Annotated in this window: 23 protein-coding genes, 16 tRNA genes, 1 rRNA gene, 1 pseudogene and 2 riboswitches; of the genes and pseudogenes, 35 read left to right on the top strand and 6 right to left on the bottom strand. The window is 39.6% G+C overall.

Features of this window, described 5'->3' with window-relative positions; translation table 11 throughout:
• The first annotated feature begins 136 nt into the window (after positions 1-136).
• The 22 genes from rrf to H0173_RS05000 all read left to right on the top strand — a co-directional run bounded on the left by rrf (position 137) and on the right by H0173_RS05000 (position 6,232).
• Positions 137-253, top strand: a 5S ribosomal RNA gene (gene rrf / locus H0173_RS05105).
• Positions 254-269: 16 nt separating this feature from the next.
• Positions 270-344: transfer RNA gene (locus tag H0173_RS05100), tRNA-Glu, on the top strand.
• Between the two features lie 4 nt (positions 345-348).
• Positions 349-421 (top strand) — tRNA-Val (locus tag H0173_RS05095).
• A gap of 17 nt (positions 422-438) precedes the next feature.
• Positions 439-513: transfer RNA gene (locus tag H0173_RS05090), tRNA-Gly, on the top strand.
• 23 nt (positions 514-536) lie between these two features.
• Positions 537-612: transfer RNA gene (locus H0173_RS05085), tRNA-Ala, on the top strand.
• Between the two features lie 27 nt (positions 613-639).
• Positions 640-716, top strand: a tRNA-Met gene (locus H0173_RS05080).
• Between the two features lie 9 nt (positions 717-725).
• Positions 726-818: transfer RNA gene (locus tag H0173_RS05075), tRNA-Ser, on the top strand.
• A gap of 29 nt (positions 819-847) precedes the next feature.
• Positions 848-924: transfer RNA gene (locus H0173_RS05070), tRNA-Asp, on the top strand.
• A gap of 149 nt (positions 925-1,073) precedes the next feature.
• Positions 1,074-1,149: transfer RNA gene (locus H0173_RS05065), tRNA-Phe, on the top strand.
• 24 nt (positions 1,150-1,173) lie between these two features.
• A tRNA-Tyr gene (locus tag H0173_RS05060) sits at positions 1,174-1,258 on the top strand.
• 7 nt (positions 1,259-1,265) lie between these two features.
• Positions 1,266-1,339: transfer RNA gene (locus H0173_RS05055), tRNA-Trp, on the top strand.
• 9 nt (positions 1,340-1,348) lie between these two features.
• Positions 1,349-1,424 (top strand) — tRNA-His (locus tag H0173_RS05050).
• 34 nt (positions 1,425-1,458) lie between these two features.
• A tRNA-Gln gene (locus H0173_RS05045) sits at positions 1,459-1,533 on the top strand.
• A 10-nt stretch (positions 1,534-1,543) separates the two neighbouring features.
• Positions 1,544-1,617, top strand: a tRNA-Cys gene (locus tag H0173_RS05040).
• 25 nt (positions 1,618-1,642) lie between these two features.
• Positions 1,643-1,716: transfer RNA gene (locus tag H0173_RS05035), tRNA-Gly, on the top strand.
• Between the two features lie 6 nt (positions 1,717-1,722).
• Positions 1,723-1,799 (top strand) — tRNA-Ile (locus tag H0173_RS05030).
• 6 nt (positions 1,800-1,805) lie between these two features.
• Positions 1,806-1,880, top strand: a tRNA-Asn gene (locus H0173_RS05025).
• Positions 1,881-2,280: 400 nt separating this feature from the next.
• Positions 2,281-3,231 carry an ABC transporter permease gene (locus tag H0173_RS05020; RefSeq protein ID WP_221845259.1) on the top strand — a complete coding sequence of 317 codons (951 nt, stop codon included), beginning with the start codon at positions 2,281-2,283 and terminating at the stop codon, positions 3,229-3,231.
• Entirely contained in the window at positions 3,224-4,174 is a 951-nt protein-coding gene (locus tag H0173_RS05015; RefSeq protein ID WP_221845257.1) for an iron chelate uptake ABC transporter family permease subunit, read from the top strand. Before H0173_RS05020 ends, H0173_RS05015 begins: the two co-directional genes overlap by 8 nt.
• Entirely contained in the window at positions 4,171-4,932 is a 762-nt protein-coding gene (locus H0173_RS05010) for an iron ABC transporter ATP-binding protein (protein ID WP_221845255.1), read from the top strand. Before H0173_RS05015 ends, H0173_RS05010 begins: the two co-directional genes overlap by 4 nt.
• A 21-nt stretch (positions 4,933-4,953) precedes the next feature.
• The gene (locus H0173_RS05005) at positions 4,954-5,922 is read left to right on the top strand and encodes a siderophore ABC transporter substrate-binding protein (protein WP_221845276.1); all 969 of its coding nucleotides are present in this window, start codon (positions 4,954-4,956) and stop codon (positions 5,920-5,922) included.
• Position 5,923: 1 nt separating this feature from the next.
• Positions 5,924-6,232, top strand: coding sequence for an antibiotic biosynthesis monooxygenase (locus H0173_RS05000; protein WP_221845253.1), 309 nt, complete (start codon positions 5,924-5,926; stop codon positions 6,230-6,232).
• 124 nt (positions 6,233-6,356) lie between these two features.
• Here the strand turns inward: H0173_RS05000 and H0173_RS04995 are convergent, their stop codons facing one another.
• Both H0173_RS04995 and H0173_RS04990 read right to left on the bottom strand, forming a co-directional pair.
• Positions 6,357-8,564, bottom strand: coding sequence for a heavy metal translocating P-type ATPase (locus tag H0173_RS04995; protein ID WP_221845251.1), 2,208 nt, complete (start codon positions 8,562-8,564; stop codon positions 6,357-6,359).
• An 88-nt stretch (positions 8,565-8,652) separates the two neighbouring features.
• Entirely contained in the window at positions 8,653-9,447 is a 795-nt protein-coding gene (locus H0173_RS04990; RefSeq protein ID WP_221845249.1) for a cytochrome c oxidase assembly protein, read from the bottom strand.
• 189 nt (positions 9,448-9,636) lie between these two features.
• Between H0173_RS04990 and H0173_RS04985 the strand changes: the two genes are divergently transcribed.
• From H0173_RS04985 to H0173_RS04970, 4 genes are all read left to right on the top strand, one after another.
• Entirely contained in the window at positions 9,637-10,125 is a 489-nt protein-coding gene (locus tag H0173_RS04985; RefSeq protein WP_221845246.1) for a GNAT family N-acetyltransferase, read from the top strand.
• The gene (locus H0173_RS04980; RefSeq protein WP_221845244.1) at positions 10,118-10,306 is read left to right on the top strand and encodes a hypothetical protein; all 189 of its coding nucleotides are present in this window, start codon (positions 10,118-10,120) and stop codon (positions 10,304-10,306) included. Before H0173_RS04985 ends, H0173_RS04980 begins: the two co-directional genes overlap by 8 nt.
• Positions 10,307-10,312: 6 nt before the next feature.
• On the top strand, positions 10,313-11,032 hold the full coding sequence (locus H0173_RS04975) for an aminoglycoside phosphotransferase family protein (RefSeq protein WP_313770607.1): 720 nt from the start codon (positions 10,313-10,315) through the stop codon (positions 11,030-11,032).
• An 82-nt stretch (positions 11,033-11,114) separates the two neighbouring features.
• On the top strand, positions 11,115-11,510 hold the full coding sequence (locus H0173_RS04970) for a VanZ family protein (RefSeq protein ID WP_221845240.1): 396 nt from the start codon (positions 11,115-11,117) through the stop codon (positions 11,508-11,510).
• 308 nt (positions 11,511-11,818) lie between these two features.
• On the opposite strand, the gene H0173_RS04965 is transcribed toward H0173_RS04970, so the two are convergent.
• From H0173_RS04965 to mtnW, 4 genes are read right to left on the bottom strand one after another with little or no spacing between them, the layout of a single operon-like run.
• Positions 11,819-12,352 carry a 1,2-dihydroxy-3-keto-5-methylthiopentene dioxygenase gene (locus H0173_RS04965; RefSeq protein ID WP_221845238.1) on the bottom strand — a complete coding sequence of 178 codons (534 nt, stop codon included), beginning with the start codon at positions 12,350-12,352 and terminating at the stop codon, positions 11,819-11,821.
• A 15-nt stretch (positions 12,353-12,367) separates the two neighbouring features.
• Positions 12,368-12,991, bottom strand: a complete 624-nt coding sequence (locus tag H0173_RS04960; RefSeq protein WP_221845236.1) for a methylthioribulose 1-phosphate dehydratase — start codon at positions 12,989-12,991, stop codon at positions 12,368-12,370.
• The gene (locus H0173_RS04955; protein ID WP_221845234.1) at positions 12,988-13,653 is read right to left on the bottom strand and encodes a 2-hydroxy-3-keto-5-methylthiopentenyl-1-phosphate phosphatase; all 666 of its coding nucleotides are present in this window, start codon (positions 13,651-13,653) and stop codon (positions 12,988-12,990) included. Before H0173_RS04955 ends, H0173_RS04960 begins: the two co-directional genes overlap by 4 nt.
• Positions 13,650-14,873: a 2,3-diketo-5-methylthiopentyl-1-phosphate enolase gene (gene mtnW, locus H0173_RS04950; RefSeq protein ID WP_221845232.1), complete on the bottom strand. Its 1,224-nt coding sequence runs from the start codon at positions 14,871-14,873 to the stop codon at positions 13,650-13,652. Before mtnW ends, H0173_RS04955 begins: the two co-directional genes overlap by 4 nt.
• A 72-nt stretch (positions 14,874-14,945) precedes the next feature.
• Positions 14,946-15,050: riboswitch (SAM riboswitch) on the bottom strand.
• A 621-nt stretch (positions 15,051-15,671) separates the two neighbouring features.
• A riboswitch (SAM riboswitch) is annotated at positions 15,672-15,823 on the top strand.
• 76 nt (positions 15,824-15,899) lie between these two features.
• Between mtnW and mtnK the strand changes: the two genes are divergently transcribed.
• From mtnK to H0173_RS22650, 9 genes and pseudogenes are all read left to right on the top strand, one after another.
• On the top strand, positions 15,900-17,090 hold the full coding sequence (gene mtnK, locus H0173_RS04945; RefSeq protein WP_221845230.1) for an S-methyl-5-thioribose kinase: 1,191 nt from the start codon (positions 15,900-15,902) through the stop codon (positions 17,088-17,090).
• Positions 17,087-18,148 (top strand): S-methyl-5-thioribose-1-phosphate isomerase, encoded by a 1,062-nt coding sequence (gene mtnA / locus H0173_RS04940; RefSeq protein ID WP_221845228.1) that lies wholly within the window; start codon positions 17,087-17,089, stop codon positions 18,146-18,148. The genes mtnK and mtnA overlap by 4 nt, the downstream gene beginning before the upstream one ends.
• A complete protein-coding gene (locus tag H0173_RS04935) occupies positions 18,145-19,242 on the top strand; it encodes a sugar ABC transporter substrate-binding protein (RefSeq protein ID WP_221845226.1) in 1,098 nt (365 codons plus the stop codon). The genes mtnA and H0173_RS04935 overlap by 4 nt, the downstream gene beginning before the upstream one ends.
• A 67-nt stretch (positions 19,243-19,309) precedes the next feature.
• A complete protein-coding gene (locus tag H0173_RS04930; protein WP_221845224.1) occupies positions 19,310-20,848 on the top strand; it encodes a sugar ABC transporter ATP-binding protein in 1,539 nt (512 codons plus the stop codon).
• Positions 20,817-21,806: an ABC transporter permease gene (locus tag H0173_RS04925; protein WP_221845222.1), complete on the top strand. Its 990-nt coding sequence runs from the start codon at positions 20,817-20,819 to the stop codon at positions 21,804-21,806. The genes H0173_RS04930 and H0173_RS04925 overlap by 32 nt, the downstream gene beginning before the upstream one ends.
• 121 nt (positions 21,807-21,927) lie before the next feature.
• A complete protein-coding gene (locus tag H0173_RS04920; RefSeq protein ID WP_221845220.1) occupies positions 21,928-22,770 on the top strand; it encodes a YitT family protein in 843 nt (280 codons plus the stop codon).
• A 130-nt stretch (positions 22,771-22,900) separates the two neighbouring features.
• Positions 22,901-23,422: a YbaK/EbsC family protein gene (locus tag H0173_RS04915; RefSeq protein WP_221845218.1), complete on the top strand. Its 522-nt coding sequence runs from the start codon at positions 22,901-22,903 to the stop codon at positions 23,420-23,422.
• Between the two features lie 224 nt (positions 23,423-23,646).
• Positions 23,647-24,426: pseudogene (locus H0173_RS22655) on the top strand (HAMP domain-containing protein); the annotation flags it as partial.
• Positions 24,421-25,368, top strand: a complete 948-nt coding sequence (locus H0173_RS22650; RefSeq protein ID WP_396021185.1) for a methyl-accepting chemotaxis protein — start codon at positions 24,421-24,423, stop codon at positions 25,366-25,368. The pseudogene H0173_RS22655 and the gene H0173_RS22650, both read left to right, overlap by 6 nt.
• Positions 25,369-25,579: the final 211 nt, after the last annotated feature.

Below are 25,579 nucleotides of genomic sequence, written 5' to 3'. Positions count from 1 at the left end.
AGGTTTGAGGTGGAAGCGTGGCGACACGTGGAGCTGACAAATACTAATCGGTCGAGGACTTAACCACATTTAGATTACTCGATTTACTTCTTCAGCATTATCTAGTTTTGAGGGAACAAACTCTCAATTAAAATAGTCTAGTGGCGATAGCGAAAAGGTCACACCCGTTCCCATCCCGAACACGGAAGTTAAGCTTTTCAGCGCCGATGGTAGTTGGGGGCTCTCCCCCTGTGAGAGTAGGACGTCGCTAGGCTATTTAAGATTAATAAGGCCCATTGGTCAAGCGGTTAAGACACCGCCCTTTCACGGCGGTAACACGGGTTCGAATCCCGTATGGGTCACCAAAACGGAGGATTAGCTCAGCTGGGAGAGCATCTGCCTTACAAGCAGAGGGTCGGCGGTTCGATCCCGTCATCCTCCATATTTTATAATTTATTTGCGGAAGTAGTTCAGTGGTAGAACACCACCTTGCCAAGGTGGGGGTCGCGGGTTCGAATCCCGTCTTCCGCTCCAAAAAGATTACTTTAACTTATATTGGGGCCTTAGCTCAGCTGGGAGAGCGCCTGCCTTGCACGCAGGAGGTCAGCGGTTCGATCCCGCTAGGCTCCACCATTATAAATATTTAGTAATTCTTACTTTGGCGGTGTAGCTCAGCTGGCTAGAGCGTACGGTTCATACCCGTAAGGTCGGGGGTTCGATCCCCTCCGCCGCTACCATATTTATTTGGAGGAATACCCAAGTCCGGCTGAAGGGATCGGTCTTGAAAACCGACAGGCGGGTCAAACCGCGCAGGGGTTCGAATCCCCTTTCCTCCTCCATGTTTTTAATACATAATAATTATATTTTTGGTCCGGTAGTTCAGTTGGTTAGAATGCCTGCCTGTCACGCAGGAGGTCGCGGGTTCGAGTCCCGTCCGGACCGCCATTATTATATAGGCGCAGTAGCTGATTGTGAAAGTTTGCACTACGAAGCATGACATCCTTGATTAGCAGACTGCAGCAATCTGTTCCAAAGACCGTAGGACTTTGGAACACAGTTATAAAGCAAGATAAACTCTAGAAATATTCATTTATGGCTCAGTAGCTCAGTCGGTAGAGCAAAGGACTGAAAATCCTTGTGTCGGCGGTTCGATTCCGTCCTGAGCCACCATAATTTTTAGAACCCTATTTATCTGGTGGGGTAGCGAAGTGGCTAAACGCGGCGGACTGTAAATCCGCTCCCTTTGGGTTCGGCGGTTCGAATCCGTCCCCCACCACCATTCCTATAGGGGTATAGTTTAATGGTAAAACGAAGGTCTCCAAAACCTTTGATGTGGGTTCGATTCCTACTACCCCTGCCATTAATTATGGCGGTTGTGGCGAAGTGGTTAACGCATCGGATTGTGGTTCCGACATTCGTGGGTTCGATTCCCATCAGCCGCCCCATAATAATATTATTAATATATATTTTTTTTTCCATTGGGCTATAGCCAAGCGGTAAGGCATCGCACTTTGACTGCGACATGCGTTGGTTCGAATCCAGCTAGCCCAGCCATTTTTAATTAGGCAGCATAGCCAAGTGGTAAGGCAGAGGTCTGCAAAACCTTTATCACCGGTTCAAATCCGGTTGCTGCCTCCAATACTATATAAATTTTGATAAATATGCGGGTGTAGTTTAGTGGTAAAACCTCAGCCTTCCAAGCTGATGATGAGGGTTCGATTCCCTTCACCCGCTCCAAAATATGGGCCTATAGCTCAGCTGGTTAGAGCGCACGCCTGATAAGCGTGAGGTCGATGGTTCGAGTCCATTTAGGCCCACCATATTATTCCGCAGTAGCTCAGTGGTAGAGCATTCGGCTGTTAACCGAACGGTCGTAGGTTCGAATCCTACCTGCGGAGCCATTTATTTTATCGTTATGAGTGACAGCCTCCTAGCTGTTATCACTGTTTTTCAAACTTAAATGTACTATCATGATATTATACAGCAAAACCGCTATTTCTACATATTGTGGAAAAGCGGTTTTTTGTTTTTTAAGAAAGTCTCTAATTAAACAAGACTATTAATAAAAATATTGAATTAGGCTAAGATGAGATTTTTCATATTTTATAATAAAAACACTTCGAAATCGGAGTGTTTATTTTTTTTACCATCTGGTCAGAGGTATAGAAGGTCTAGTTGCTAATGATAATTATTTTCAATTATCCATTGACAATGATTTCCTACTTGCTATAATAAGAATCGTGAGCTCAATTGATAATGATTTTCAATATCAAAAACTTTGCGCAGAGGTATTTTAAAGTTATGAAAAAAAGATACTTGATTGTCCTACTTATAATACTTTCACTGCTATCTTTATTTGTTGGAGTTAGCGATATTACACCAAAGGATTTATTAATTCTGCATTCGGAAAAAACACAAATTTTCTTAATAAGCAGGTTGCCTAGACTTGTTGCCATTTTGTTTGCAGGGGCAGGGATGAGCATTGCTGGCTTAATAATGCAGCAGCTAAGCAGAAATAAATTCGTTTCCCCGACAACTGCAGGTACACTTGATGCTACCCGGCTTGGTATTCTTGTCTCTATGCTGTTGTTTACAAATGCATCAATTCTTGAAAAGATGGCTGTTGCTTTTGTTTTTGCACTTGTAGGCACATTATTGTTCATGCAAATACTTGATCGGATTAAGTTAAAGGATGCTATTTTTATTCCTTTAGTCGGTTTGATGTTTGGTAACATTTTGTCTTCAGTAACAACGTTCTTTGCTTATCGGGCAGATATCATTCAAAATATGTCAGCATGGCTCCAGGGTGATTTCTCCATGGTTATGAAGGGGCGATATGAGCTTCTTTACATAACGATTCCCTTGTTGGTCATAGCCTATGTATTTGCAAATCGATTTACAGTAGCAGGTATAGGGGAGGACTTTTCAAAAAACTTGGGATTATCCTATAAACGTGTTGTAAATCTTGGACTTATTCTTGTCGCTCTAATAACAGTTACAGTAGTGCTTACAGTTGGAATGATTCCTTTTTTAGGACTTATTATTCCTAACATAATTTCAATATTTAAAGGAGACCATTTGCAAAAAACCCTGCCTCATACAGCGTTACTTGGTTCATCATTTTTACTTGCATGCGATATATTAGGGCGTATTATTATATTCCCTTATGAGATCTCAATTAGTTTAATGGTTGGAGTAATCGGAAGCGGTATCTTCCTCTACTTATTATTTAGGAGGAAGGCTTATGCGTAATTCAATTAAAATGATCATTCTTGTTGTAATCGCAATTTTGTTCAGTGGAATTTATTTATTTCACGAATTAAATGGCAGCTTTGATTATGCTCTGCCGCGCAGAGGGATAAAAGTGCTTGCGATGGTGTTAACCGGAATATCGATTGCTTATGCAACGGTTGTTTTTCAAACGATAGCTCATAACCGAATTTTAACGCCAAGCATTATGGGGCTTGATTCCTTATATTTACTCGGTCAGACATTTGTTATTTTTTTCCTAGGATCCGGCCATTTGCTTGTTGTGAATCGGCAGCTGAATTTCTTTCTATCTGTAGTAGCTATGATTGTTTTTGCTTTATTGCTTTATAAACTGCTATTTAAAAGCGGCAAACGGCCGATATACTTTCTTTTGTTGGTCGGAATTATTATTGGGACGTTTTTCTCAAGCATTTCGATGTTCCTGCAAGTACTTATTGATCCAAATGAATTTCTAAGAGTGCAGGACCGAATGTTTGCAAGCTTTAATAATGTGAATGCTGATTTAGTTTGGATCGCATTTATCATTATTACAATCGTCTTAGTGATTGGATGGCGGTCCATGAACTATTTAGATGTTCTCTCACTAGGACGTGATCATGCGATGAATCTTGGTGTGCCATATGATCAGATTGTTAAGAGGATGCTTGTCCTAGTGGCTATCTTAATTTCCGTTGCTACTGCACTTGTAGGCCCCATTACATTTTTCGGCCTGATTGTCGCCAATTTATCTTACCAGTTTTTCAAAACTTATAAGCATACGATTCTTATAAGTGGAGCTATGGTTATGAGTGTCATTGCGTTAGTAGGAGGTCAGTGGGTTGTGGAAAGGATTTTTACTTTCTCTACAACGCTTAGTGTCATCATTAACTTTTTCGGAGGCGTGTATTTCATTTATTTACTGCTAAAGGAGAGTCGATCAAATTGATTCAAGTCCGTGCTCTAACCAAGTTCTATGGGAAAAAATCTGTCGTTGAAAACGTGACAGCTGATATTCATCCGGGGAAAATTACGTCCTTTATCGGGCCTAATGGAGCTGGAAAATCAACATTGTTATCAATGGTTAGCCGGCTGATTGAGGCCGATACAGGTGAAGTATTAATCGATAATTCCCATGTAAAGAAAATGAAATCAAGCGACTTTTCAAAGCGTGTGTCCATCTTAAAACAATCAAACTATATGAATGTTCGATTGACCATTCGTGAGCTTGTATCATTTGGACGGTTTCCTTACTCGAAGGGGAGACTAAATAATGACGATGAAAAGATGGTTGATCAGGCGATTGAGTATATGGGCTTAACCAATATGCAGCATGATTTTCTTGATGAGTTATCAGGCGGCCAGCGTCAGCGGGCTTTTATCGCGATGGTCATTGCTCAGGATACCGACTATATTTTGCTGGACGAACCACTTAATAATCTAGATATGAAACATTCTGTACAAATCATGAAAATATTGAGGAAGCTTGTTGATGAATTAGGAAAAACGATTGTGATTGTTCTTCATGATATTAACTTTGCATCTGTTTATTCAGATCATATCGTCGCTCTGAAAGATGGAAAAGTGATCAAAGATGGACCGACAAATGAAATTATTCAATCAGATTCGCTGAAGGAAATTTATGATATGGATATTCCAATCCAAAAAATTAATAACTGCAGAATTTGCGTTTATTTTAATTCATAGAAAAGGAGAATGGTAGACATGATGAAAAAATGGTCATTATTTGCGTTGATTTTTACAGTTTTCTTAGTGCTTGCTGCATGCGGTACGGAGGAAGCAGCTAAAGAAGAGGAGAACACAAATAGCGGAGATGATAAAAAGGTCGAAGAATCTTCAAAAATAAAAATTAAGCACGAGCTTGATGATGAAGAGGTTGTGTTAGAAAAAACACCAGAGAAAGTAGTCGTTTTTGATTTTGGTATTTTAGACACTCTCGATGAATTAGGAATTGAAGTTGCTGGTGTTCCTCAAGCATCGATCCCGCCATATCTAGACAAATATTCGGGATCTCAATATACGAATGCAGGAAGCTTAAAGGAACCAGATTTCGAAGCAATTCATGCAATGAAGCCAGATGTCATCTTCATTTCTGGCCGCCAAGCGGATTTATATGATGAATTCAAAGAAATTGCTCCAACTATTTATGTTGGTCTTGATTATTCAAACTATATGGATTCATTTACACATAATATGGAAATGATTGCTGAAGTCTTTGGCAAGGAAGAACAAATAAAAGCTGAACTAGAAGAAGTAAATCAAACAATAGCTTCTATTAAGGAACAAACATCGGGTAAAGATGAAAAGGCATTAATCATTTTAGGAACTGAAGGGAAAATTAGTGCATATGGACCAAGCTCACGCTTTGGCATCATCCATGATGTGTTTGGATTCAAAGCTGCTGATGAAAATATTGAAGTATCAACACACGGGCAAAGTGTAACTTTTGAATATATCTCAGAAACAAATCCAGAAATTCTGTTTGTCATTGACCGTGATGCAGCAATTAATGCTAATTCAAGTGTCAAGGATTCCCTTGAAAATGAACTTGTCCAAAAGACAAATGCCTATAAGAATGGCAAAATCATTTACTTAAATGCTGGACCTTGGTACTTATCAGGTGGCGGATTACAATCAATGAAACAAATGGCAGAAGACGTTAAGGCTGGTCTATAATATGTTTTATCAAGTAAAGCGTATTGTTGTGAAGGAAGGCTTTTCGGATAATGTAGTGGAGGGTTTTGACAGAGAAGGGCTTATTGAAAAACAGCCTGGATTTGTGGGAGTCCAAGTTCTTGTGCAAAAGGTGCGCCGCGGAGATAAGGAAGTATTAGTTCTTGTTAGCTGGAAGTCTGGGGAAGACCGGAAGAATTGGGAGAAGAGTCCTGAGCATATTGCGGGTCACAAAGCAAAGACTGGAGAACGAAAGCCCGAGTATATTATTGAATCTAGTCAGAATATATATAATTTAAAAGTGAGCAAATAACTAAATGAGGCGGCCTTTAGGTTCGCCTCATTTTTAATACGTTATAATACTGTGAATTAATATCTGACTATTCCATTTCTTATAGCATCCATATAATTTTTTGATCTCAAGTACCTTTTTAAATCTACAATTTTATTTTCTTTAACCGCAGAGAGTTCAGCACAACAGAGACAGAGCTAAATGCCATGGCAGCTGCTGCGATCCAAGGAGCTAAGTAACCAAGCATGGCGAGAGGAATCATCATAATATTATAGAGAAAGGCCCATAGAAAGTTCTGTTTAATATTGGTCATTGTCTTTCTGCTTATTAGGATTGCGTCAACAACCCGATTGAGATCATCTTTCATGATGGTCATATCCGCCGATTCAATTGCCACATCAGATCCGGTACCAAGTGCAATACCGACATGGGCAACTGCTAAGGCTGGTGCATCATTGATGCCATCACCAACCATAATGATCTTATTTCCTTTTTGCTGCATTGATTGGATAATTTCCGCCTTCTGTTGAGGCATGACTTCAGCCCGTAATTTATGGATGCCTACTTTTTTTCCTACAGCCATAGCTGTGTTACGATTGTCGCCAGTCAGCATGATAACCTCTAGCCCTAACCCTTTTAAACGAGATACAGCTTCAACCGATGTAGATTTGATTTCATCCGCAACAGCGATGATTCCAGCAAAGCGGGAATCGATAAAAGCAATCATAACGGATTTCCCTTCCTGTTCAAGCTTTGTTACTAAATCAGCTGCCTTAGATGGAATGAGAATATCTTTCCTTTTATAATAGACAGGGCTGGCAATAATAATTTTTTGATTTCCTACTGTAGCTTTAACACCATACCCAGGCATGGACAGAACTTGAGAAACGCTTGGGAAAATAGGAATATCTATTATTGCCCTCTGAACGATTGCCTTGGCAATGGGATGATCGGAAGTATTCTCAACGGCCCCAATCACTTCTAGAAAAGCCTCAATATTTAAGAGTTCAGAATAGATGTCGGTTACTTGGGGTTCCCCTTTTGTAATGGTTCCCGTTTTATCAAAAACGATGATTTTATTTTTCCCTAATAATTCAAGGAACCTTCCTTCTTTAAAAAGAATTCCGAGCTGTGCGGCTCTTCCGCTTCCGACCATAACAGAAGTGGGGGTGGCAAGTCCAAGCGCACAAGGACAGGCAATGATAAGAACCGTGATTGTTTTTTCCAATGCTTCTCTTAAATCACCTGGCTGAAAAAGGGCATACCATACGGCAAAGGTTACTGCAGCAATGACGACGACGATAGGAACAAATAAAGCAGTAATATGATCAGCGATATATTGAATGGGGGCTTTAGATGCTTGTGCTTCCTCAACAATCCGAATTATTTGTGACAAGGCTGTTTCTGAAATTCTTTTTGTTGCTCGTATTTTCAGTAAGCCATTCTGATTGATCGTTCCCGCATATACTTCATGTCCGATGCTCTTCTCCACGGGTATGCTTTCTCCAGTTAAAAGGGATTCATCCATAACGGAGTGACCGTCGATTACTTGTCCATCAATGGGCACTTTCTCGCCAGGCTTTAAAACAATGATATCTCCAGGGACAATTTCCTCAACCTGTATATTTGATTCTTTCCCATTCACATATAAGGTGGCGGTTTTCATTTGTAATTGATATAGTTTTTTGATTGCCTCTGATGTTCGTAATTTTGTTTTTGCTTCAAGCAGTTTTCCTAAGAGAATAAACGTAATAATAAAAGCGCTCGTTTCGTAGAACAAATCAACAGGCTGAGCGGGATTATAAGTTTTGACTGTCGTAAAGGTCAGATAATGGCTGTAAAAAAAGGCCGCGGACGTACTTAAAACGACTAATACATCCATATTGGCGCTTCTATTTCTTATCGCCTTCCATGCTCTGTCATAAAACTCTGCTCCGATGAAGAATTGAATGGGAATCGTAAGTGCGAACTGAAAAAGGGGATGCACAAACAGTTCCGGTACACGAACGAAGGAAGCCCAGTGGAAATGGGCAAACATCGCCCATGCCATTGGAAGTGTAAGCAAGGCTGATAAGATAAATTTCCATTGAAGCCGCCGAATCTCCTTATACTTATTTCTATCAGATAAGTTGTTTTTGCTAATTTCCTTCGCTTCGAATCCGATTTTATTAATCCTTTGAATAATTTCAGAAACGCTTGTCCGATTCTTTTCATACGAAACGCGACCTTTTTCTGTTGTTAAATTGACCATTATGTCTGTCACACCATCTATTTTTGAAACGGATTTTTCAATTCGAGTTGTACAGGCAGCGCAATGCATGCCCTTTACTTCAATATGTGCGGTTTCGATCATCGTTCTCCCACCACTTTCATCTATCTTTAATTCATTTTATTACTATCAATTTTCAATTAGAACGTAGAGCATTAGTGAGGAACTGGTTCTAACTCCTTTCACCCAAATGTAATGCGACATTTAATGAGAATTTGTGGATGCCAAGCATGAGTATACCCGCCATCAGCTGATCCAGCCTTGGATTAAATAACGGTGGAAAAAGAGTATGGGAACTAGAATGTGAAGGTAAACAAAGTTCAGTCATAAATTGAGCTAGAAATGGATTATTCGTGCCATCCATTAAGGCATTTAAGATGAAAACAGAACAGGCAGGCAAGAGAAGGAGCCCGCTTAGGAAGGCAAAACGTTTTTTGGGTTCGCTATAAATTGTCTGTTTTTGAAAAGGTGAAATTATAGGCCACCACATTCGAAATGCTAATATAAATAGTAATAAGAAATACATACGATGGATGCCTAGGTGATTGGAAAGAAGGTTTAAAACTAAAGGTAAATGATAAACGAAAAACATAAAAGCAAAAATAATTAGTGAAGCTAGGGGCTTTACAAGCAGGAAAGGTCTAATAAGGATAACCTTACTCAGCAGCTGATATATGGGCTTTGGAATGCCTAATAATAACAGTGGAGGAATAATAAAAAACAGAATGCTCATTTGGATCATATGCAAACTGAATGAAAGATGGGCAATGGCTGCTAGGGGGCTGCCGACTATTAAGACAAGTAAGGCTAGGCTGAGCAGAAAGAGAAGCGGCTGTTTATGCATAATTGTTAGTTCAGTTGTTTGTTTTACGAGCAATATATATGAAATGAGGATAAAAATAGAAGTCATTAATATAGGAATATTCCATTCTAAAGCATTGCTAATTAATAATAGATATTGAAACATGCTGCTCCTCCTCTAACCAGGATGAATGATCGAAAAGCATCTCTGTTTATTGATATGAAATCGAAATATTTTACATTCCAATCCTTTAACAATTTACTCCACACTTTCTTAATTCCAAAAAGTAACATAAAATATTCATAAGTGTTTGCTCTAAAACTTAAATTTTAACTATTAAAAAAGAGGGATCTTATGCAGTTATCAATTCAAAAAATCAGTAAAAATGATGCGATACAAATACTAAACTGGAAATATAATGCTCCATATGATTTTTATAATAATGAAGAAAGCGAGGAATCAATTGAGGAATTACTAGGAAACTCGTATTCGGTTGTCGTTGATGAAAGAAATCAATTAATTGGTTTCTTTTGTATCGGAAATTCAGCGCAAGTACCTGCTGGAACACACTACGGTGCTTATTCTGAGAAATATATAGATATTGGTCTTGGAATGAGGCCAGAATTAACAGGGCAAGGTTTAGGATCTTCATTTTTCTCCTTTATCATAAATCATGTTCAAGCTGCAGATAAATCAGTTCCTCTGCGCTTAACTGTAGCAAAATTTAATGAACGGGCTATACGCCTATATGAAAAACTTGGGTTTAAGAAGAAAATGGAATTTAGTAATGGATCTACTGTTTTTTTGACAATGGTAAAGGACGTGGAGATATATAATGCTTAGCTTACCAACTGCATTTATGAAAACTATCAGAGAGGTGCATAAGGAAAAAGGGGAAAAATGGCTAGAAGATTTTCAACAGCTTATTCACGAATGTGAGGAGCGGTGGCAATTGGAAATTAAGCCGCCGTTCGATCTGTCCTATAATTTTGTGGCACCAGCTATTCGAAAAGATGGGGTGTAAGTAGTCATCAAGCTAACGGTTCCGAATGATGAATTCCTATATGAAATAGAGGCCCTTACCCTATTTAACGGGGATGGCATGGTAAGAATTATAGAAGCAGATCGGGCGAAAGGAGTCCTCATTCTTGAACGGTTAAAGCCTGGAACAACTCTCGCTTCACTCGAAGATCATAAAGAGGCTGCCTTTATTGCTGCTCAAATCATGAAAAAACTATGGAAACCGGTGCAAAAGTCTGTTCATATTCCGCATTGTGAAGAAAGAGAAAAAAGCTTAAACAAAATTAATGCTGATCATCCTGAAGGACGTGGATCCATTACAAAAGAAATGCTGCAGGAAGCAACTAGAGTCTTTAAGGATTTGATTGAAAATCAAGGTCAGCCTTTTCTTCTGCATGGCGATTTACATCATTATAATATTTTAAGGACTGGCATCGATTCTTGGCTGGCCATTGATCCAAAGGGATTAATCGGTGACAGAGAATATGATGTGATTCAATTTTTACTAAATAAACTGCCGGATGATCAAATTACTAATGTAATGGAGACGCGAATAGATATTTTTGTTAAAGAATTGAACTTAGATAGAAATAAGGTTCTATTATATGGGTTCGCTCATGCAGTTCTCTCTACATGCTGGTCCATACAGGAAAGTGGAACCTATGATGAAGGTTTCTTTAAAGCGATACATGTGTTTAAGGATTTGAGGAGTAAAGCGGGAATTAGTTGATTTATTTAAGGAAATTAACACTATAGAAAATCGGATCTGTTCAGGTCTATAATAATAGAAAAAACATCTGAAGGAATTAATCATGAAGAAAAAACATATTTGGCTAACCGCTGCTATTGCATATTGCATTGCCATTTTTATAACGACAGCATCACCTGCCTCAACGGGAGGAAATACGTTATCAATCATTGTGGATATTTTTCATCTATCTGAAGAACAAGCAAGAATGATTAATGTGATATTAAGAAAGCTAGTCCATCTGTCCGCTTTTGGGTTACTCGCCGTATGCTTTTACAACGGCCTAGAGAGACGCCGAGTCTTGTTTGCATGGATGTATACAACTGCTTATGCTGCAACAGATGAATTTCACCAGACTTTTATCCCTGACCGGACAGGCTCTATTGTGGATGTAGGAATTGATTCCATTGGTGCCTTAATTGCTTTGATAATAATAAAAATGGTTACCACTAGAAAGTAAATAAGCAGCGATAATAGTAAAAAAGATGTCTAAGAACGAGAAATCGCTACATAGACATCTTTTTTACTATTATAGGAAATTATAAATTCGCATGCTGTGTATAACTTTGTGAATATTTTTGTCAACGTTCAGCTCCAGCGCCTACCCCCGACGTACAGGATGTACTAGTGTCGACATTGCGACAGGACGTCGCGTTTTGTCGACCTCGAGGTCACAAGCCAATCCTCCCAGAAAGGCAAAGAACACCTTTCCGAGAGGCTCGTCTTGTGCTTGTCAGGGGTGACCTAGGCGCTTTCGCATTTGTTCCATTAACCTTCTACACTTTCCTTCTCGTAAACTGGCACCCAGCCTTCTTCTGTTACGAAAATACGGACAGCTACTACTTTTCTATCATCGGCAAGAGTGAAATAATGACGGATATATTCTGGAACAGAGATTAGATCGCCGGGATTTAAATGAACTTCAAAGAAGCGCTCATCCTTACCTTGGATAACGAAAACGCCATGGCCGCTTGCAATAAAGCGCACTTCGTCATCCGTATGATGATGCTCTCTTTGGAAATTTTTCAAAAGCTCATCCAAATTAGGCGTCGTATCAGATAAAGAAATAACGTCAGCTGTTTTGTAGCCTCGGCGTGCAGAAATATCATCAATTTCTGCCTTAAATGACTTTAAAATTCCCTCTTTTTCTTCAGCGCTTAAATTGAATTTTTCACGAAGGTTTTCTGGCAGCTTATTAATATCCCATTGCTCATAAATAACTTCTTGCTTTTCTAAAAATGCTGCAACTTCGCTTTGCTCTTCAATAACTTCATTTGTACCTTGGATAGTAATTGTTGCCATAGGAATCTCCCTCTCTTATTTAAAATTTGATTTGGCATTAATTAATGCTAGCTCGTATTGAAATAAAAACTCACATGCTTCTAATAGTTTCTTAGCTTCAAAGCCATCTCTGCCCCATACGGTGATGCCATGGTTCCGGATCAGGACAGCTCCTTTATTAGCATGAATATGCTCTTGAAATTCTTCTGCTAGAGCAGGTATATGTGCATGGTTATGGATAATAGGAATCGTCAGGACAGCATCTTCTTCCCAAACATCAAACGCTTTAATTAATTCCTGATACTGAAAGCGTACTTTTCCTTCTTCACCATATAGCTCCGAGATCACGTTGTTTGCTACTGTATGGACATGAAGGCTGCAGCCTGCCCCAGTATTTTGAAAAACCGCACAATGGAGCAGAGTTTCAGCAGATGGCTTCAGATGTGTTTCTTCAACCGCTTTGCCATCCTTGTCGACAAGGAGGAAATCCTCTAAAGTTCGTTTTCTTTTATCTTTTCCACTCGCTGTGACAAGAAATTGGAGTGGATCGTTCTTTACCTTAATGGCAAGATTTCCGCTCGTTCCCATAAACCAGTCTCTCGCAGCCAATTCATCCTTAATCTCAGCTAGTTCATTCCATTTAGAAACGAGTGTACTCATACTTTCACATCCATTCGTGATTGGATTATTCGGATACAGTCTTGAAAACGTTCGAAGGGCTCAAAAGGGATGTTCAGTTCCTTGCATTTTTCAATGAGGAAATCCCTTGCAATGACAACGTCTGCAAGCTTAGCAGCTTCAAGATCTGTAATCGAGTCGCCAATCACAATACTACTATGTTCCTCAGAAGCAATCGTACGGATAATAGACGGCTTGCAGCAGCCGCATCCTTTGTTCGTACAATCATCGTCACACTCATGAGGGAATACAATCTGGATGTTCTCGCCTGAAAAATCTGCTTCATTGCAATAAACTTTTTCAAACGGACCAAATGGTTCCAGTACAGGGTGTACGAAGAAATCTATGCCGCCGCTCACGATATACAGCGGAATATTTGCTTCTCTTGTAAACTGAACGAACTGGGCAAAACCTTCTCTGATGACTGCATCCTTCTGTACAAAAGAAATGATTTCTTCTTTTTTCGATGAAGGGAGCAGCGAAAACATCTTGCCGACCCCCTCTTGAATCGATACCTTTTGAGCTAAAATGTCATCCTTAATCCCAACCCATTCAGGCGGGGCAAATTCTTTCATAATGTTAATGATGTTATCCTTATTCGTAATCGTGCCGTCGAAATCACAAAAAATAATTGGATTGCTCATTTTGCACCTCCCCATAATTCAAGGGCGATTCTCAATTCTTCATGTTCGGAAGCGGCTTCTATTAAGCTTTTCCCTGCAAGAACAGCGTCAACTGCCTGCCTAAATGCTTTTCCGCCGCCTGCTGCCCCGTGCGGATGGCCGTGAACTCCGCCACCTGCGTTAATGACACAATCTGTACCAAAATCCTCCATAAGCAGCGGAACAAGGCCAGGATGAATGCCGGCAGAAGGTACCGGAAAGGCGCGTTTAACTGCAGCGACTTCGGTAAGCTTTTCGCCAATTCCCAGAGCAGCACTCTTCTCAAGAGCCACACTGCCATATGGAGAAGGGAATAAAGAAAGGTCAGCGCCAGCATAGCGAGTCAGCTTGCCAAGAAGGAGAGGACTTGCGACTCCGTAAAAGTTAGAGGAGGTAAAAGCTCCGCTAAAAGCAGGGTGTGCCATGAGTGGCAGCCCAATGTCCTGATCTTCTGCAAGCTCCTGAAGGACATCAAGTCCATATGTGTGAACATTGAATAAAAGGGCATCCGCACCTAATTCGCGCGCTCTTCTTGCTTTGTCCTTTAACTCAGAAGTCCGTCCTGTCAGGTTGACAGCATAAAGTGTGCGATGTCCGGTTTCCTCATACACCTGCTGTAATACTTCTTTGCTTTTTACAATCCGCTGCTCGAATGGAGTTAATGGATTTTCAAACAGGATTTCATCATCCTTTACAAGATCCACTCCACCAAGCGCTTGCTCTCTAAGCTGGTCGGTTAAATAGTTTATATCTCTGCCGATTACGCCTTTAAAAATACTCATAGTCAGCGGTCGGTTATGCACATTTAAGATTTTTCGGATTCCTTCAATACCGAATTTCGGACCAGGAAAGTTTCGCTGTAGTTCTGAGCTAAATTCTAAATCGAGAAGCTTCACCTCTCCATCTAAGGAAAGTTTGCCGAAAACGGTTGTTATAATAGCCGGTAAATCAGGAGAAAAGTTAGCGCTCGGATAGGCAATTTTAAGATGCGCTAATATGTCATTTTCTTTAAGGGGATGACGTGTATTTGTAAATTCCTCTACGGAGATAACACGCCCTTTATGTTTTTTAAGCTGCTCCTGTTCAAGCAGCGGTAAGTCAGTCCAAGATCCAATCGTTAAGCCGAGTGCAATTCCTTCTGCTTTTTTTTCAAAGGATCCCGGCTTGCCAAATAGCTGATAGGTAGCGATGATTTCACTCATAATCGAATCATCCTCCTCCTTAGTATAATAAAAAAACCTCTTCAAATAAGAAGAGGTTAATAGGCAAACATCTTCTTATTTCTCAGCATGACTGCTGCAAGAATTAGCACCGTGTCAATAATTTGATCGGTTGCCGGGTTTCATAGGGCTCGTCCCTCCACCTGCTCTTAATAAGAAAAAATATATTCAATTCATTTACAATTCAAAACTAACTGAGACTTATTATTGCACCGTAAAAAAATTCTGTCAATAGCGTTGGATGAAAAATATTGTGAAAAGGTGGGGGTTATTTTTCCCACTTTAGATAGTTGTGATGTTGATTTGCTCAAAATCGCGGTTATTAGGTTAATGAAGGCCAAGTCAAGAGTAATAAAGGGTTGAGTTGGCTGTCATAAGGCGGATGAAGACCAAGTCAAGAGTAAATAGCGATCGAGTTGACCGTCATAAGGCGGATGAAGACCAAGTCAAGAGTAAATAGCGATCGAGTTGACCGTCATAAGGCGGATGAAGACCAAGTCAAGAGTAATTACCGATCGAGTTGTCCGTCATAAGCCAGGTGAAGGCCAAGTCAAGAGTAAATAGCGATCGAGTTGACCGTAATAAAGCGGATGAAGGCCAACTCAATCGTATACAAGTGTTAGATTGTCCGTTATTTAAGCTACCAATCTCTAATTAAGAGAAAAAGTCACAACAATTCGCGAGCTTTGAATACTAAAGAGAAATAAAAAAAATAGTTGACACTTTTAAAAACGGGTGCTAAGATTCAACTCAAGCAAACAAACGTGAATATTTTAAATACTCTTATCATGAGCAGGCAGAGGGATTTGGCCCGATGAAGCCCAGCAACCGACCGTAATACCGTTGTGAAACGGGGCGCTATAAGCGCCGGGATTTTCCCGCAAGGCACGGTGCTAATTCCAACGGAAAGGAAAATTTCCGAGAGATGAGAGGCAGAAGATTTGTATTCTTAAGCCTCTTTCGTGATGAAAGAGGCTTTTATTATTTTCATAGATAGGGTGAAAAACGATGGCAATTTTACAAAAGAAACAGTATGAGGCGCTAACGGTGGAAACGGCTGTTAAGCTGGCTCAAGAACTCAATCTTTTTCCTGAAAATTCAGTATTGGACTGCTGCGAAATTGGTGATGGCAACTTAAACTACGTATTCCATATAACAGATTCCATCAATCAAAAAGGCCTAATCATTAAACAGGCGTTGCCTTACGCGAAAGTAGTTGGGGAAAGCTGGCCGCTGACATTAAAACGCTCCACGATTGAAACGAACGCACTGAAAAAGCATGGAGAGTTTGTTCCGCAGCTTGTTCCAGAGGTATATCACGCAGACGAAGATCTTGCCATTACTATGATGGAGGATTTATCGCATTTAACAATTGCTCGAACAGGACTTATTAATGGGGAGTCGTATCCAAGGTTATCGAGCGATATTGGAGAATATTTGGCACGTACGCTTTTTTCAACATCAGATTTCGCCCTACACCCATTTGAGAAAAAACGCTTAGTAGTTGAGTTTTCAAATCCAGAGCTTTGTAAAATTACCGAGGATCTTATTTTTACTGATCCATTTTTTGATCATGACACGAATGATTTTGAACAAGAGCTTCGTTCGGATGTTGAGGCAATTTGGAATGATCAGGCCCTTAAGCTTGAAGCAGCTAAGCTAAAAAAGAGCTTTCTAACAGAAGCGGAAGCATTATTACATGGGGATTTGCATACAGGCAGTATTTTTGCGAGCAGCACAGAAACGAAAGTCATTGATCCTGAATTCGCCTTTTATGGCCCTATTGGATTCGATGTCGGACTATTTATCGGAAACTTATTCCTTCATGTCATTTCGAGAGAAGAGGCAGATCGCTCCGTTATTTTTGATCATATCGAGAATACTTGGACTATTTTCTATTCGATATTTTCGGAATTATGGGAACAGTCGAACCTCGAAGTGTACACAAGAACAGAAGGATATAAAGAATATATTCTTGAGAAAATTTTCTCAGATACTATCGGGTTTGCAGGCTGTGAACTGATCAGAAGAACGATTGGACTTGCTCATGTAAAGGATTTAGACGGCATTGCCGATCAGGATAAGCGAATTTCTGCAAAAAGGCAGGCATTGGCATTAGGGAAAAAATTAATCTTACATCGCCATAACTTAAAATCTATTAAACAAGCAATAGCTTTACTAGGAGAGAAGACAGCATGAAGGTTCCAACATCAATCCAATGGAAAGACGGGCAGTTAACGATTCTTAATCAGCAGAAGCTGCCTCACCATATTGAATATCTGAAACTAGAGACAATTGAAGATGTTTTCGATGCAATCGTTACATTAAAGGTACGCGGAGCGCCGGCAATTGGCATTACAGCTGCCTATGGACTTGCGATTGCGGCACAAAAATATGCAACAGATGTAATAAATGAATTTCGTCAGCTTTTAGATGGGGATTTTCGTTATTTAGCTGGATCACGGCCGACTGCAGTCAATTTATTCTGGGCTCTCGAAAGAATTGTTTCGGTTGCTGATGAGGCTAAGAGTGTCAACGAAGCGAAAACAATCATTCTTGAAGAAGCAATCAAAATTCATGTGGAAGATGAAGAGACTTGCAGGCAAATTGGAGAGCATGCCTTGTCTCTGCTAAATAATGTTACAAATGTAATGACGATCTGCAATGCAGGCTCCATTGCAACGGCTAAATATGGGACGGCGTTAGCTCCATTCCACCTAGGAATTGAACGAGACAAGAAGTTTCATGTTTTTGCCTGTGAGACACGGCCTGTTTTTCAAGGAGCAAGGCTGACTGTGTGGGAGCTGCAGCAATCCGGCGTTGATGTCACATTAATTACGGATAGCATGGCAGCACATACCATCCACTCAAAGGGCATCCAAGCTATTATTGTCGGAGCTGACCGTATCGCAGCAAATGGAGATACTGCGAATAAAATCGGTACACTAGGATTAGCGATTTTAGCTAAAAATTTCAATATTCCATTTTATGTAGCGGCTCCTGCATCCACATTTGACTTGTCTATTTCAAGCGGGAAAGAGATTCCAATTGAAGAGAGAAAAGCGGAGGAGATTACACATATTAGCGGTATCCCGGTGGCACCTAACAATACAAATGTCTTTAACCCAGCGTTTGATGTCACTCCGTCAGATTACATTACAGCCATCATCACGGAAAAAGGAATTATCTATCCAAACTTCAATGAAAATATTAAAAACCTATTAGGCGAGCCAGTGAAAGAAGGAGAAAAACAATGAGAAAACATTTATCAACATTACTTTTAGCGATATTACTCATATCGGCATTTTTAACAGGATGCCAGCCAAAAAGCAATACAGCGGGAACAGAGCAAAAGGAATCAGAGACAACTAAAAATGCGGAAAAATCCGATAACCCATTGGCAAATAAAAAAATTGCATTAGTGATGCAGCAAAATTTAGGAACGTTTTCAGCTCAGTATATTGAAGGTGTGAAGGAGCAAGTCGAAAAATTCGGCGGAACGGTTAATGTGTTTACTTCTGAAGGAGATCTAGCTAAAATGGCGTCTAACTTAGATGCAGCGATTAACCAAGGCTTTGATGGAATTCTAATCGACCACGGTACGAAAGAGGCATTAAATAGCGGAGTAGAAAAAGCAGTTGAAAAAGGAATTCCTGTTATTGCCTTTGATGCAGGCATTGATGTGAAAGGTGTACCAGTATTAGAGCAAGGCGACGAAAAAATGGCTGAAATGACATTGAATAAATTAGGTGAAGATGCAAATAGCCAAGCGAATATCGTTAAAATCTGGGTTGCAGGCTTTGCACCAATGGAGAGAAGACAAGTAGCGTATGATGCATTCTTAAAAAACAATCCGGGAATTAAAGAAATTGCAGCATTTGGAGCAGCTACAGCTAACACAGCTTTAGATACACAAGCACAAATGGAAGCGATCTTGAAGCAATATCCGAAGGAAGGTCAGATCACTGCTGTTTGGGCGGCATGGGATGAGTTTGCTAAAGGTGCGGTTCGCGCAATTGAGCAAGCAGGAAGAACAGATATTAAAGTATATAGCATTGATATGAGTGATGAAGATCTGCAAATGATTCAAAAGGAAAACAGCCCATGGGTTGCATCAGCTGCGGTTGATCCTAAGGATATTGGCCGTATCCAGGTTCGTTATCTGTACCAAAAAATTAATGGCGATAACCCAGAGCAAAAAATCGTGCTGAACCCGGTATTTGTAGACAAATCGAAGTTGCCTGATCAACAAGTAACTACAAACGAGCTTAGTCAATATATCGAAGGCTGGGGTGCAAGTGAGCAGGGCTATACGGACACATTGAAGGAATTAGAAGAACAGCTTAAATAATAGGTAGTTATAAACAGGAAAAGCCCAATCTTCGTATCGGGCTTTTCTGCCGAAAGGGGGAGTATTCATGGCGGAAACACTGCTTGCAATGCAGGATATACAAAAACAATTTGGCAAGGTAACAGCATTAGAGAATGCCTGCTTTCAGCTCAACAGGGGAGAAATTCATGCCCTGCTTGGTGCGAATGGCGCGGGAAAAAGTACGCTCATGAAGATTCTGTCTGGAGTGTATGAGCATGATGGCGGTGATATTCTGTTAGAAGGCACAGGGAGGCGATTCAAATCGCCTAAAGCAGCAAAGGAACAGGGAGTATACTGTGTTTATCAGGAGGTTGATACAGCGATTGTGCCCGAGCTGTCTGTTGCGGAGAATATTATGCTTGATACATTTGCCTCCAATAAAGCACTCTTTATCTCCAAGAAAAGGATTCGTGCCAGGGCAAAAGAAGTGTTAAAACAGCTTCAATTTGAGCATATACCTGTTCAGAAGCAGGCTTTAGAGCTATCGCTCGCTGAAAAACAGATTGTTTTAATCGCACGCGCATTAGTTCATTCAGCTAAAATTATTATTTTTGATGAGCCAACTGCCCCGTTATCTGTTCATGAATCAGAGCGGCTGTTTTCTGTTATGGAGAAACTGAAAAATCAGGGAGTTGGGTGCATCTTTATTTCACATCGTCTCCCAGAGGTTTTTGAAATTTGTGATCGGATTACGGTTATGAGAGAAGGTAAAACAGTTAGTACGGTGGAAACCACCTTCACTACACAGGATCGTGTTGTAGAAGATATGCTGGGCGCCGCCTTTACGAATGAGTTTACCAAGCATGAGAAGCATATTGGGGAACCGTTGCTTGAGGTATCAGGATTATCTGATGGCTATAAATTACAGGATATTTCTTTTTCCGTTTCGGAAGGTGAGATTGTTGGGATTGTCGGTTTAGTTGGAGCCGGGAAAACCGAGCTTGCTAAAACGCTATTTGGGGTACCACCTGCTAGGCGTGGAAAAATTGTGCTCAATAAAAAAGAGGCAAAGATTCTTCATCCAGCCCATGCTATAAAAGCTGGAATAGTCCTTGTTCCGGAAGAACGGAGAAAAGAAGGTCTCTTTGTTCATGAGTCATTGAGAATTAATGCGACATTTCCTAATTTACGAAGGTTTACGCGCGGATTTTTTATGAATAGGCCTGCAGAGAAGGCTTTTACTGATGAAATTATTGCAAGCCTGCAAATTAAAACAGATGGTACGGAGACACCGCTCGTTCATTTGAGCGGAGGAAACCAGCAGAAGGTGGCAATTGGAAAATGGACTTCGCTGGACTCTAGCATATATTTGTTTGATGAGCCTACTAAAGGTGTTGATATTGGAGCAAAGGTTGATATTTTTAAATTGATTCGGCAAGTCTCCGAGAAGCAAAAAGGTGTAATCTATTTTTCTAGTGAAATTCATGAAATACTCGGTATCTCAGACCGGATTCTAGTTATGTATGACGGTCAGATCGTGAAGGAGTTTTCACGGGATGAAGCTACACAAGAAAAGATTTTGCTGTATGCAAGCGGCGGAAAGGAAGAGCAGCATGAAAGAGAAAAGCATTCAGTTTCTATTTAAATACGGAGCAATTGCCCTGATGATTTTTATTATTGTTTACTTTAGTATGATTAGCGACGCTTTTTTCACTTATGATAATTTCGCTGACATTCTGCGCTCCATCTCGATTGTAACCGTACTGGCACTCGGTGTAACATTCACATTAGTTGTGAATGGTTTTGACCTATCTGTCGGATCTACGATGTCATTATCAACTGTATTTACTGCATCTTTAATGGTTTGGTATGATATGCCGCTCTGGCTAGTACTTATTTTACCAATCCTTGTGGGCATTCTTGTCGGGGTTTTCAATACTATTTTGATCGTTGTGATTGGCATTCCAGATTTATTGGCAACGTTAAGCTCCATGTATATCGTTGCAGGATTACACCGGACATATACAGAAGGATATTCGATTTACAATCATATGCCGCTTACTTCAGGGGGAACGGCAATAGGGGAATTATCCAGTGCATTTCTTTGGATTGGACAGGGGAAATTGCTTGGACTTCCTGTACCTGTCTGGATCATGCTATTACTTGTGTTAGTTACTTATCTAGTGTTAAATCATACGCGCTGGGGACGAATTTTATATATGACGGGAGGTAATGCAGAAGCAGCTACTTTATCCGGTGTAAACGTGAAAAAAGTAAAGTTTGCATCGTATGTTGTTTCCGGAATTTTTGCATCCATCGCCGGAATTTTATTTACAGCACGGGTAGGGTCCGGGCAAATCGATGCAGGAGCGCCGCTTCTTATGGAAGCAGTGGCTGCTGTATTTGTAGGCTATTCTGTTCTAGGTGCGGGCAAGCCAAATGCCATTGGAACTTTTTTCGGGGCAGCTGTTATTGGAATATTGCTGAATGGACTTACGATTTTGAATCTTCCATATTATGCTTTTGATATTGTGAAAGGTTCCGTTTTAGTGCTTGCTCTAGCAGTGACTTATATACATGCAAAAAACAAATTCTCACATTAAATAGTGCCTGATCCAAGGTATTCACTTAGGGTCAGGCATTGCTTTTCTATAAAACATGTTGAAAAGTATCTATAGATGAAAGTATAATATGATGATTCTACACATATAAGGATGGAACGCGATGAAAAAAAGAGTAATAGATATTATCTATATATTAATAGGAGCATTCCTGTTTGCCGTAGGGGTCAATGTTTTTATTATCCCGAATCAGCTTGGTGAGGGCGGGGTAACAGGGATTACCATTATCACTTACTACCTTTGGGAATGGTCCCCTGGCCTCGTTAACTTTATTCTAAATTCAATCCTGCTTATTGTTGGATATAAATTTTTGAGTAAAATGACAACGATCTACACAATAATTGCAGTGATATTTAACTCCCTGTTTCTTCACTTAACAGAGGGCTGGAGGATCGATTCAAATGAAATAGTCGTATCCACTATTTTTGGAGCTGTCATTATCGGTGTTGGGATTGGATTAATCATTCGGGTAGGTGGAACAACAGCTGGTTCCACCATCTTAGCACGGATTACTCAAAAATATCTTGGCTGGAATTTAGGCTATGGGCTGTTATTTTTTGATTTGATTGTTGCGTTTTCGTCTTATTTTATTATTGGTGCCGAAAAGCTCATGTTGACGATTATGATGCTGTATATTGCAACAAAAGTAATGGAATTTGTGATTGAGGGCATTAATACGAAAAAGGCAGTAACAATTATTTCATCTGAGCCGGATAAAATTGCGCAGCAAGTGAATGACGAGATGAATAGAGGTGTAACTGTTTTTTCCGGTAGCGGCTACTATACTAAAGCTCAGAAGGACATTTTGTATATCGTTATCAGCAGTCAGGAGATTGTGAAGCTGAAGAAAATTGTAAAAGAAGCTGATTCTCATGCGTTTATTGCGATCCATGATGTTCGGGATGTATTTGGATTAGGCTTCGGAGAGATATCGAAAGCCGATTGATTATGGGAAAGGATGTTTAACACAGGGAATTAGTGTAAACATCCTTTTTTTTATTTTTTACTTTGCTTTAAAGTGTTAAAGGGTGTTATCATCTAGCTAGTACATATAAAGAAAAGAAAGGAAGAAACGTATGTCTTTGGAAAGTGTTAAGGATCATTTTAAACAGTGGAATCGCGAATCAGATATTCTAGAATTTGATGTATCAAGTGCAACCGTTGACCTGGCTGCTGAAGCGATTGGCGTTATTCCTGCTCGTATTGCCAAAACCTTATCCTTTAGAGGAGAAGGAGATCAAGCCATTTTAATAGTGGCAGCTGGAGATGCTAAAATCGATAATAAAAAGTTCCGCCATACCTTTGGCTTTAAAGCCCGTATGCTTTCGGCTGAGGAGGTAGTTGAGCAAACGGGCCATGTAATAGGCGGTGTTTGCCCATTTGGGTTAGCCAATGATTTAGATGTCTATTTGGATGAATCTATGAAACGCTTTGAAACATTATTCCCTGCTTGTGGCAGTACAAACTCAGCTATCAAGCTAACTTGTGATGAAATATTTGAGTATGCATCTGCAAAAGAATGGGTCGATGTTTGTAAGGGCTGGGTAGAGGAAGAAGTAAGAGAAGCAGTGTCTGCAGACAGTCAAGATAAGAATTAAATGTAACGATAATAGAACGAATAAACACTTTATTCAAGTATTGTCTTAAATGATGATAAGAAATAAGGTGTTTTTTGTTAAGCTAATTTTAATAAAAATTAACAAAACCTTTTTTGTGAATAATAGACATAATTATCTAACTTGTATATAATTTTCCTGTCTATAGTAAAAAAGTAACAGCAAGATTCGGCAGAATATAAAAGTAAAAGTACGGGAGACTGCCAATGAAAATAAGCTTAAAGTTCAAAATGTTATTAGTTTTTTCAATATTGCTATTAATTTCGTGTTTGGTGATGAGTATATTAATCTATCGATCATCATTAGAATTAGTAAAAGACTCAGTTGGGAATCAAGCATCAGCAATAGTTGAAAACTCAGTATCCATGATTGATATCGACCGTTATAAAGAGTTAACCATTGACTCTAAAGAAGAAGGATACTATAAAGAACTGCGGGAAGAGTTAAATACGATCAGAGAAATGAACGGTATGACGTATTTATATACAATGACTCGTGTAAAGAATGGGGATTCATACGATTATTATTATATGGTCGATGGTATGCCATTTGGTGCTGAAAACGCCTCAGATTTGGGAGAGAAGGAAGAACATACGGACTTTTATCCTGAAATGCGCCGAGTATTTGATTCAGGAGTTATTGCATACCAGGTTTCAAGAGATGCCGAGTATGGTGCTTTGATTTCCGTTTATGCACCGATAAAAAATCAAGCAGGTGAAGTAATCGGAATTTTAGGTGCAGATATTGATGCAACGAAAGTTTATCAAGCAATGGATGCAAATAAAATGGAGATTATTATTATTACCCTTGTTGTATTACTTATGGGAATTGTTATCGTCTATTTATTCACCGACTACTTAACAAAGCCTTTAAGAAAGCTTACTTCACAAGTGAGACAGGTTGGAAAAGGGGACCTTACGGTTGTAATAGAGACTGATCGGAAAGATGAGATTGGTGTGCTAACGAGAACCTTTCAACAGATGGTTCACGATTTAAAGATGGTTATTCACGGTATAAACAAAAGCTCTACTCAGTTAATCGAAACTTCTAAACTTCTTTCTGTAAATAGTGAAAAGGCAAATGGGGTCAGTCACCAGATTTTTTCTTCAATTCAAGAAGTATCCCAAGGTGCTAATACCCAGTATAGAAGTTCAGAAGAAAGTGCCGCCACTTTAGAGCAGATGTCAAAGGGAATTTTCCAAATTGCAGAAACCTCCTCTAATGTATCGCATTTATCTTCTATTAGTCTTGAAAATGCCCAATTAGGAAACAGCAGCATAAAGAAAGTAATTAATCAAATGAATGTGATTAATGAATCTGTCCAATTGTCAGCTGATGCGATTAAAACATTAGAGAACCAATCAAACGAAATCTCGCTCATTATTAATATGATTCGAGATATCTCTGCCCAGACTAATTTGCTTGCTTTAAATGCAGCTATTGAAGCAGCCAGAGCAGGCGAATATGGAAAGGGCTTTGCTGTCGTTGCCGAAGAGGTCCGAAAGCTTGCTGAGCAATCGGAAAAGTCCGCTGGCAGCATCTCTCTCTTAATTACGAAAATAAATGAAGATACAAGCAGGACCGTACAGTCGATGAATGTGGTTACAGATAGTGTTCAAGATGGGATTAAAGCAGTTGAAGAGGCAGGGAAATCTTTTGATAATATACTTGGGTCTATAAAAGGTGTAGTTTCACATATTGAAGAAGTATCTGTTACATCAGAGGAAATGTCTGCTTTTTCAGAGGAAGTGACAGCGGGTATTATGGAAAATACGATAATAGCAAGCAGGGCCGCAGAAACAACAGAAAATATTGTGGAACAAACAGTAGAACAAGAGAATTATATTCATGATATTTTGTCATCTACAAAAAAATTAAATGAAATGGCTGAAGAACTAGATGAGCTAGTGAGAAAGTTTGATTTATAGAAGATAATCATATAAATTTAGGAAAATCTCTATGGAAGAACCATAGGGATTTTTTTCTATATTAAGCAATCTGTCATGGTTGTAACTAAACTGTAAATAACCTTAGAGAACTCTTTAAGGACAAGGCTTTAGTCAAGTTGACTCCTATATGTGGAAAGATTTGGCGTAAAGAACGCTTACAATTCCATGTTAAAATCAGGTCAAGCCAAAA

This window comes from Bacillus sp. S/N-304-OC-R1, from assembly GCF_019749375.1.
Taxonomy (GTDB): Bacteria; Bacillota; Bacilli; order Bacillales; family Cytobacillaceae; genus Cytobacillus.
The sequence above is the reverse complement of the archived record's forward strand: the minus strand, read 5'-3'. Positions and strand labels throughout refer to the sequence as shown.

Coding starts and splice junctions, on each gene's coding strand:
- mtnK (WP_221845230.1), top strand. CDS start 15,900: ATGGCAATTTTACAAAAGAAACAGTATGAGGCGCTAACGGTGGAAACG.
- H0173_RS04960 (WP_221845236.1), bottom strand. CDS start 12,991: ATGAGTACACTCGTTTCTAAATGGAATGAACTAGCTGAGATTAAGGAT.
- H0173_RS04965 (WP_221845238.1), bottom strand. CDS start 12,352: ATGGCAACAATTACTATCCAAGGTACAAATGAAGTTATTGAAGAGCAA.
- H0173_RS04985 (WP_221845246.1), top strand. CDS start 9,637: ATGCAGTTATCAATTCAAAAAATCAGTAAAAATGATGCGATACAAATA.
- H0173_RS04925 (WP_221845222.1), top strand. CDS start 20,817: ATGAAAGAGAAAAGCATTCAGTTTCTATTTAAATACGGAGCAATTGCC.
- mtnW (WP_221845232.1), bottom strand. CDS start 14,873: ATGAGTGAAATCATCGCTACCTATCAGCTATTTGGCAAGCCGGGATCC.
- H0173_RS05005 (WP_221845276.1), top strand. CDS start 4,954: ATGAAAAAATGGTCATTATTTGCGTTGATTTTTACAGTTTTCTTAGTG.
- H0173_RS05000 (WP_221845253.1), top strand. CDS start 5,924: ATGTTTTATCAAGTAAAGCGTATTGTTGTGAAGGAAGGCTTTTCGGAT.
- H0173_RS04970 (WP_221845240.1), top strand. CDS start 11,115: ATGAAGAAAAAACATATTTGGCTAACCGCTGCTATTGCATATTGCATT.
- H0173_RS04990 (WP_221845249.1), bottom strand. CDS start 9,447: ATGTTTCAATATCTATTATTAATTAGCAATGCTTTAGAATGGAATATT.
- H0173_RS04930 (WP_221845224.1), top strand. CDS start 19,310: ATGGCGGAAACACTGCTTGCAATGCAGGATATACAAAAACAATTTGGC.
- mtnA (WP_221845228.1), top strand. CDS start 17,087: ATGAAGGTTCCAACATCAATCCAATGGAAAGACGGGCAGTTAACGATT.
- H0173_RS04995 (WP_221845251.1), bottom strand. CDS start 8,564: ATGATCGAAACCGCACATATTGAAGTAAAGGGCATGCATTGCGCTGCC.
- H0173_RS04980 (WP_221845244.1), top strand. CDS start 10,118: ATGCTTAGCTTACCAACTGCATTTATGAAAACTATCAGAGAGGTGCAT.
- H0173_RS05020 (WP_221845259.1), top strand. CDS start 2,281: ATGAAAAAAAGATACTTGATTGTCCTACTTATAATACTTTCACTGCTA.
- H0173_RS04920 (WP_221845220.1), top strand. CDS start 21,928: ATGAAAAAAAGAGTAATAGATATTATCTATATATTAATAGGAGCATTC.
- H0173_RS04955 (WP_221845234.1), bottom strand. CDS start 13,653: ATGAGCAATCCAATTATTTTTTGTGATTTCGACGGCACGATTACGAAT.
- H0173_RS22650 (WP_396021185.1), top strand. CDS start 24,421: ATGGTTCACGATTTAAAGATGGTTATTCACGGTATAAACAAAAGCTCT.
- H0173_RS05015 (WP_221845257.1), top strand. CDS start 3,224: ATGCGTAATTCAATTAAAATGATCATTCTTGTTGTAATCGCAATTTTG.
- H0173_RS04915 (WP_221845218.1), top strand. CDS start 22,901: ATGTCTTTGGAAAGTGTTAAGGATCATTTTAAACAGTGGAATCGCGAA.
- H0173_RS04935 (WP_221845226.1), top strand. CDS start 18,145: ATGAGAAAACATTTATCAACATTACTTTTAGCGATATTACTCATATCG.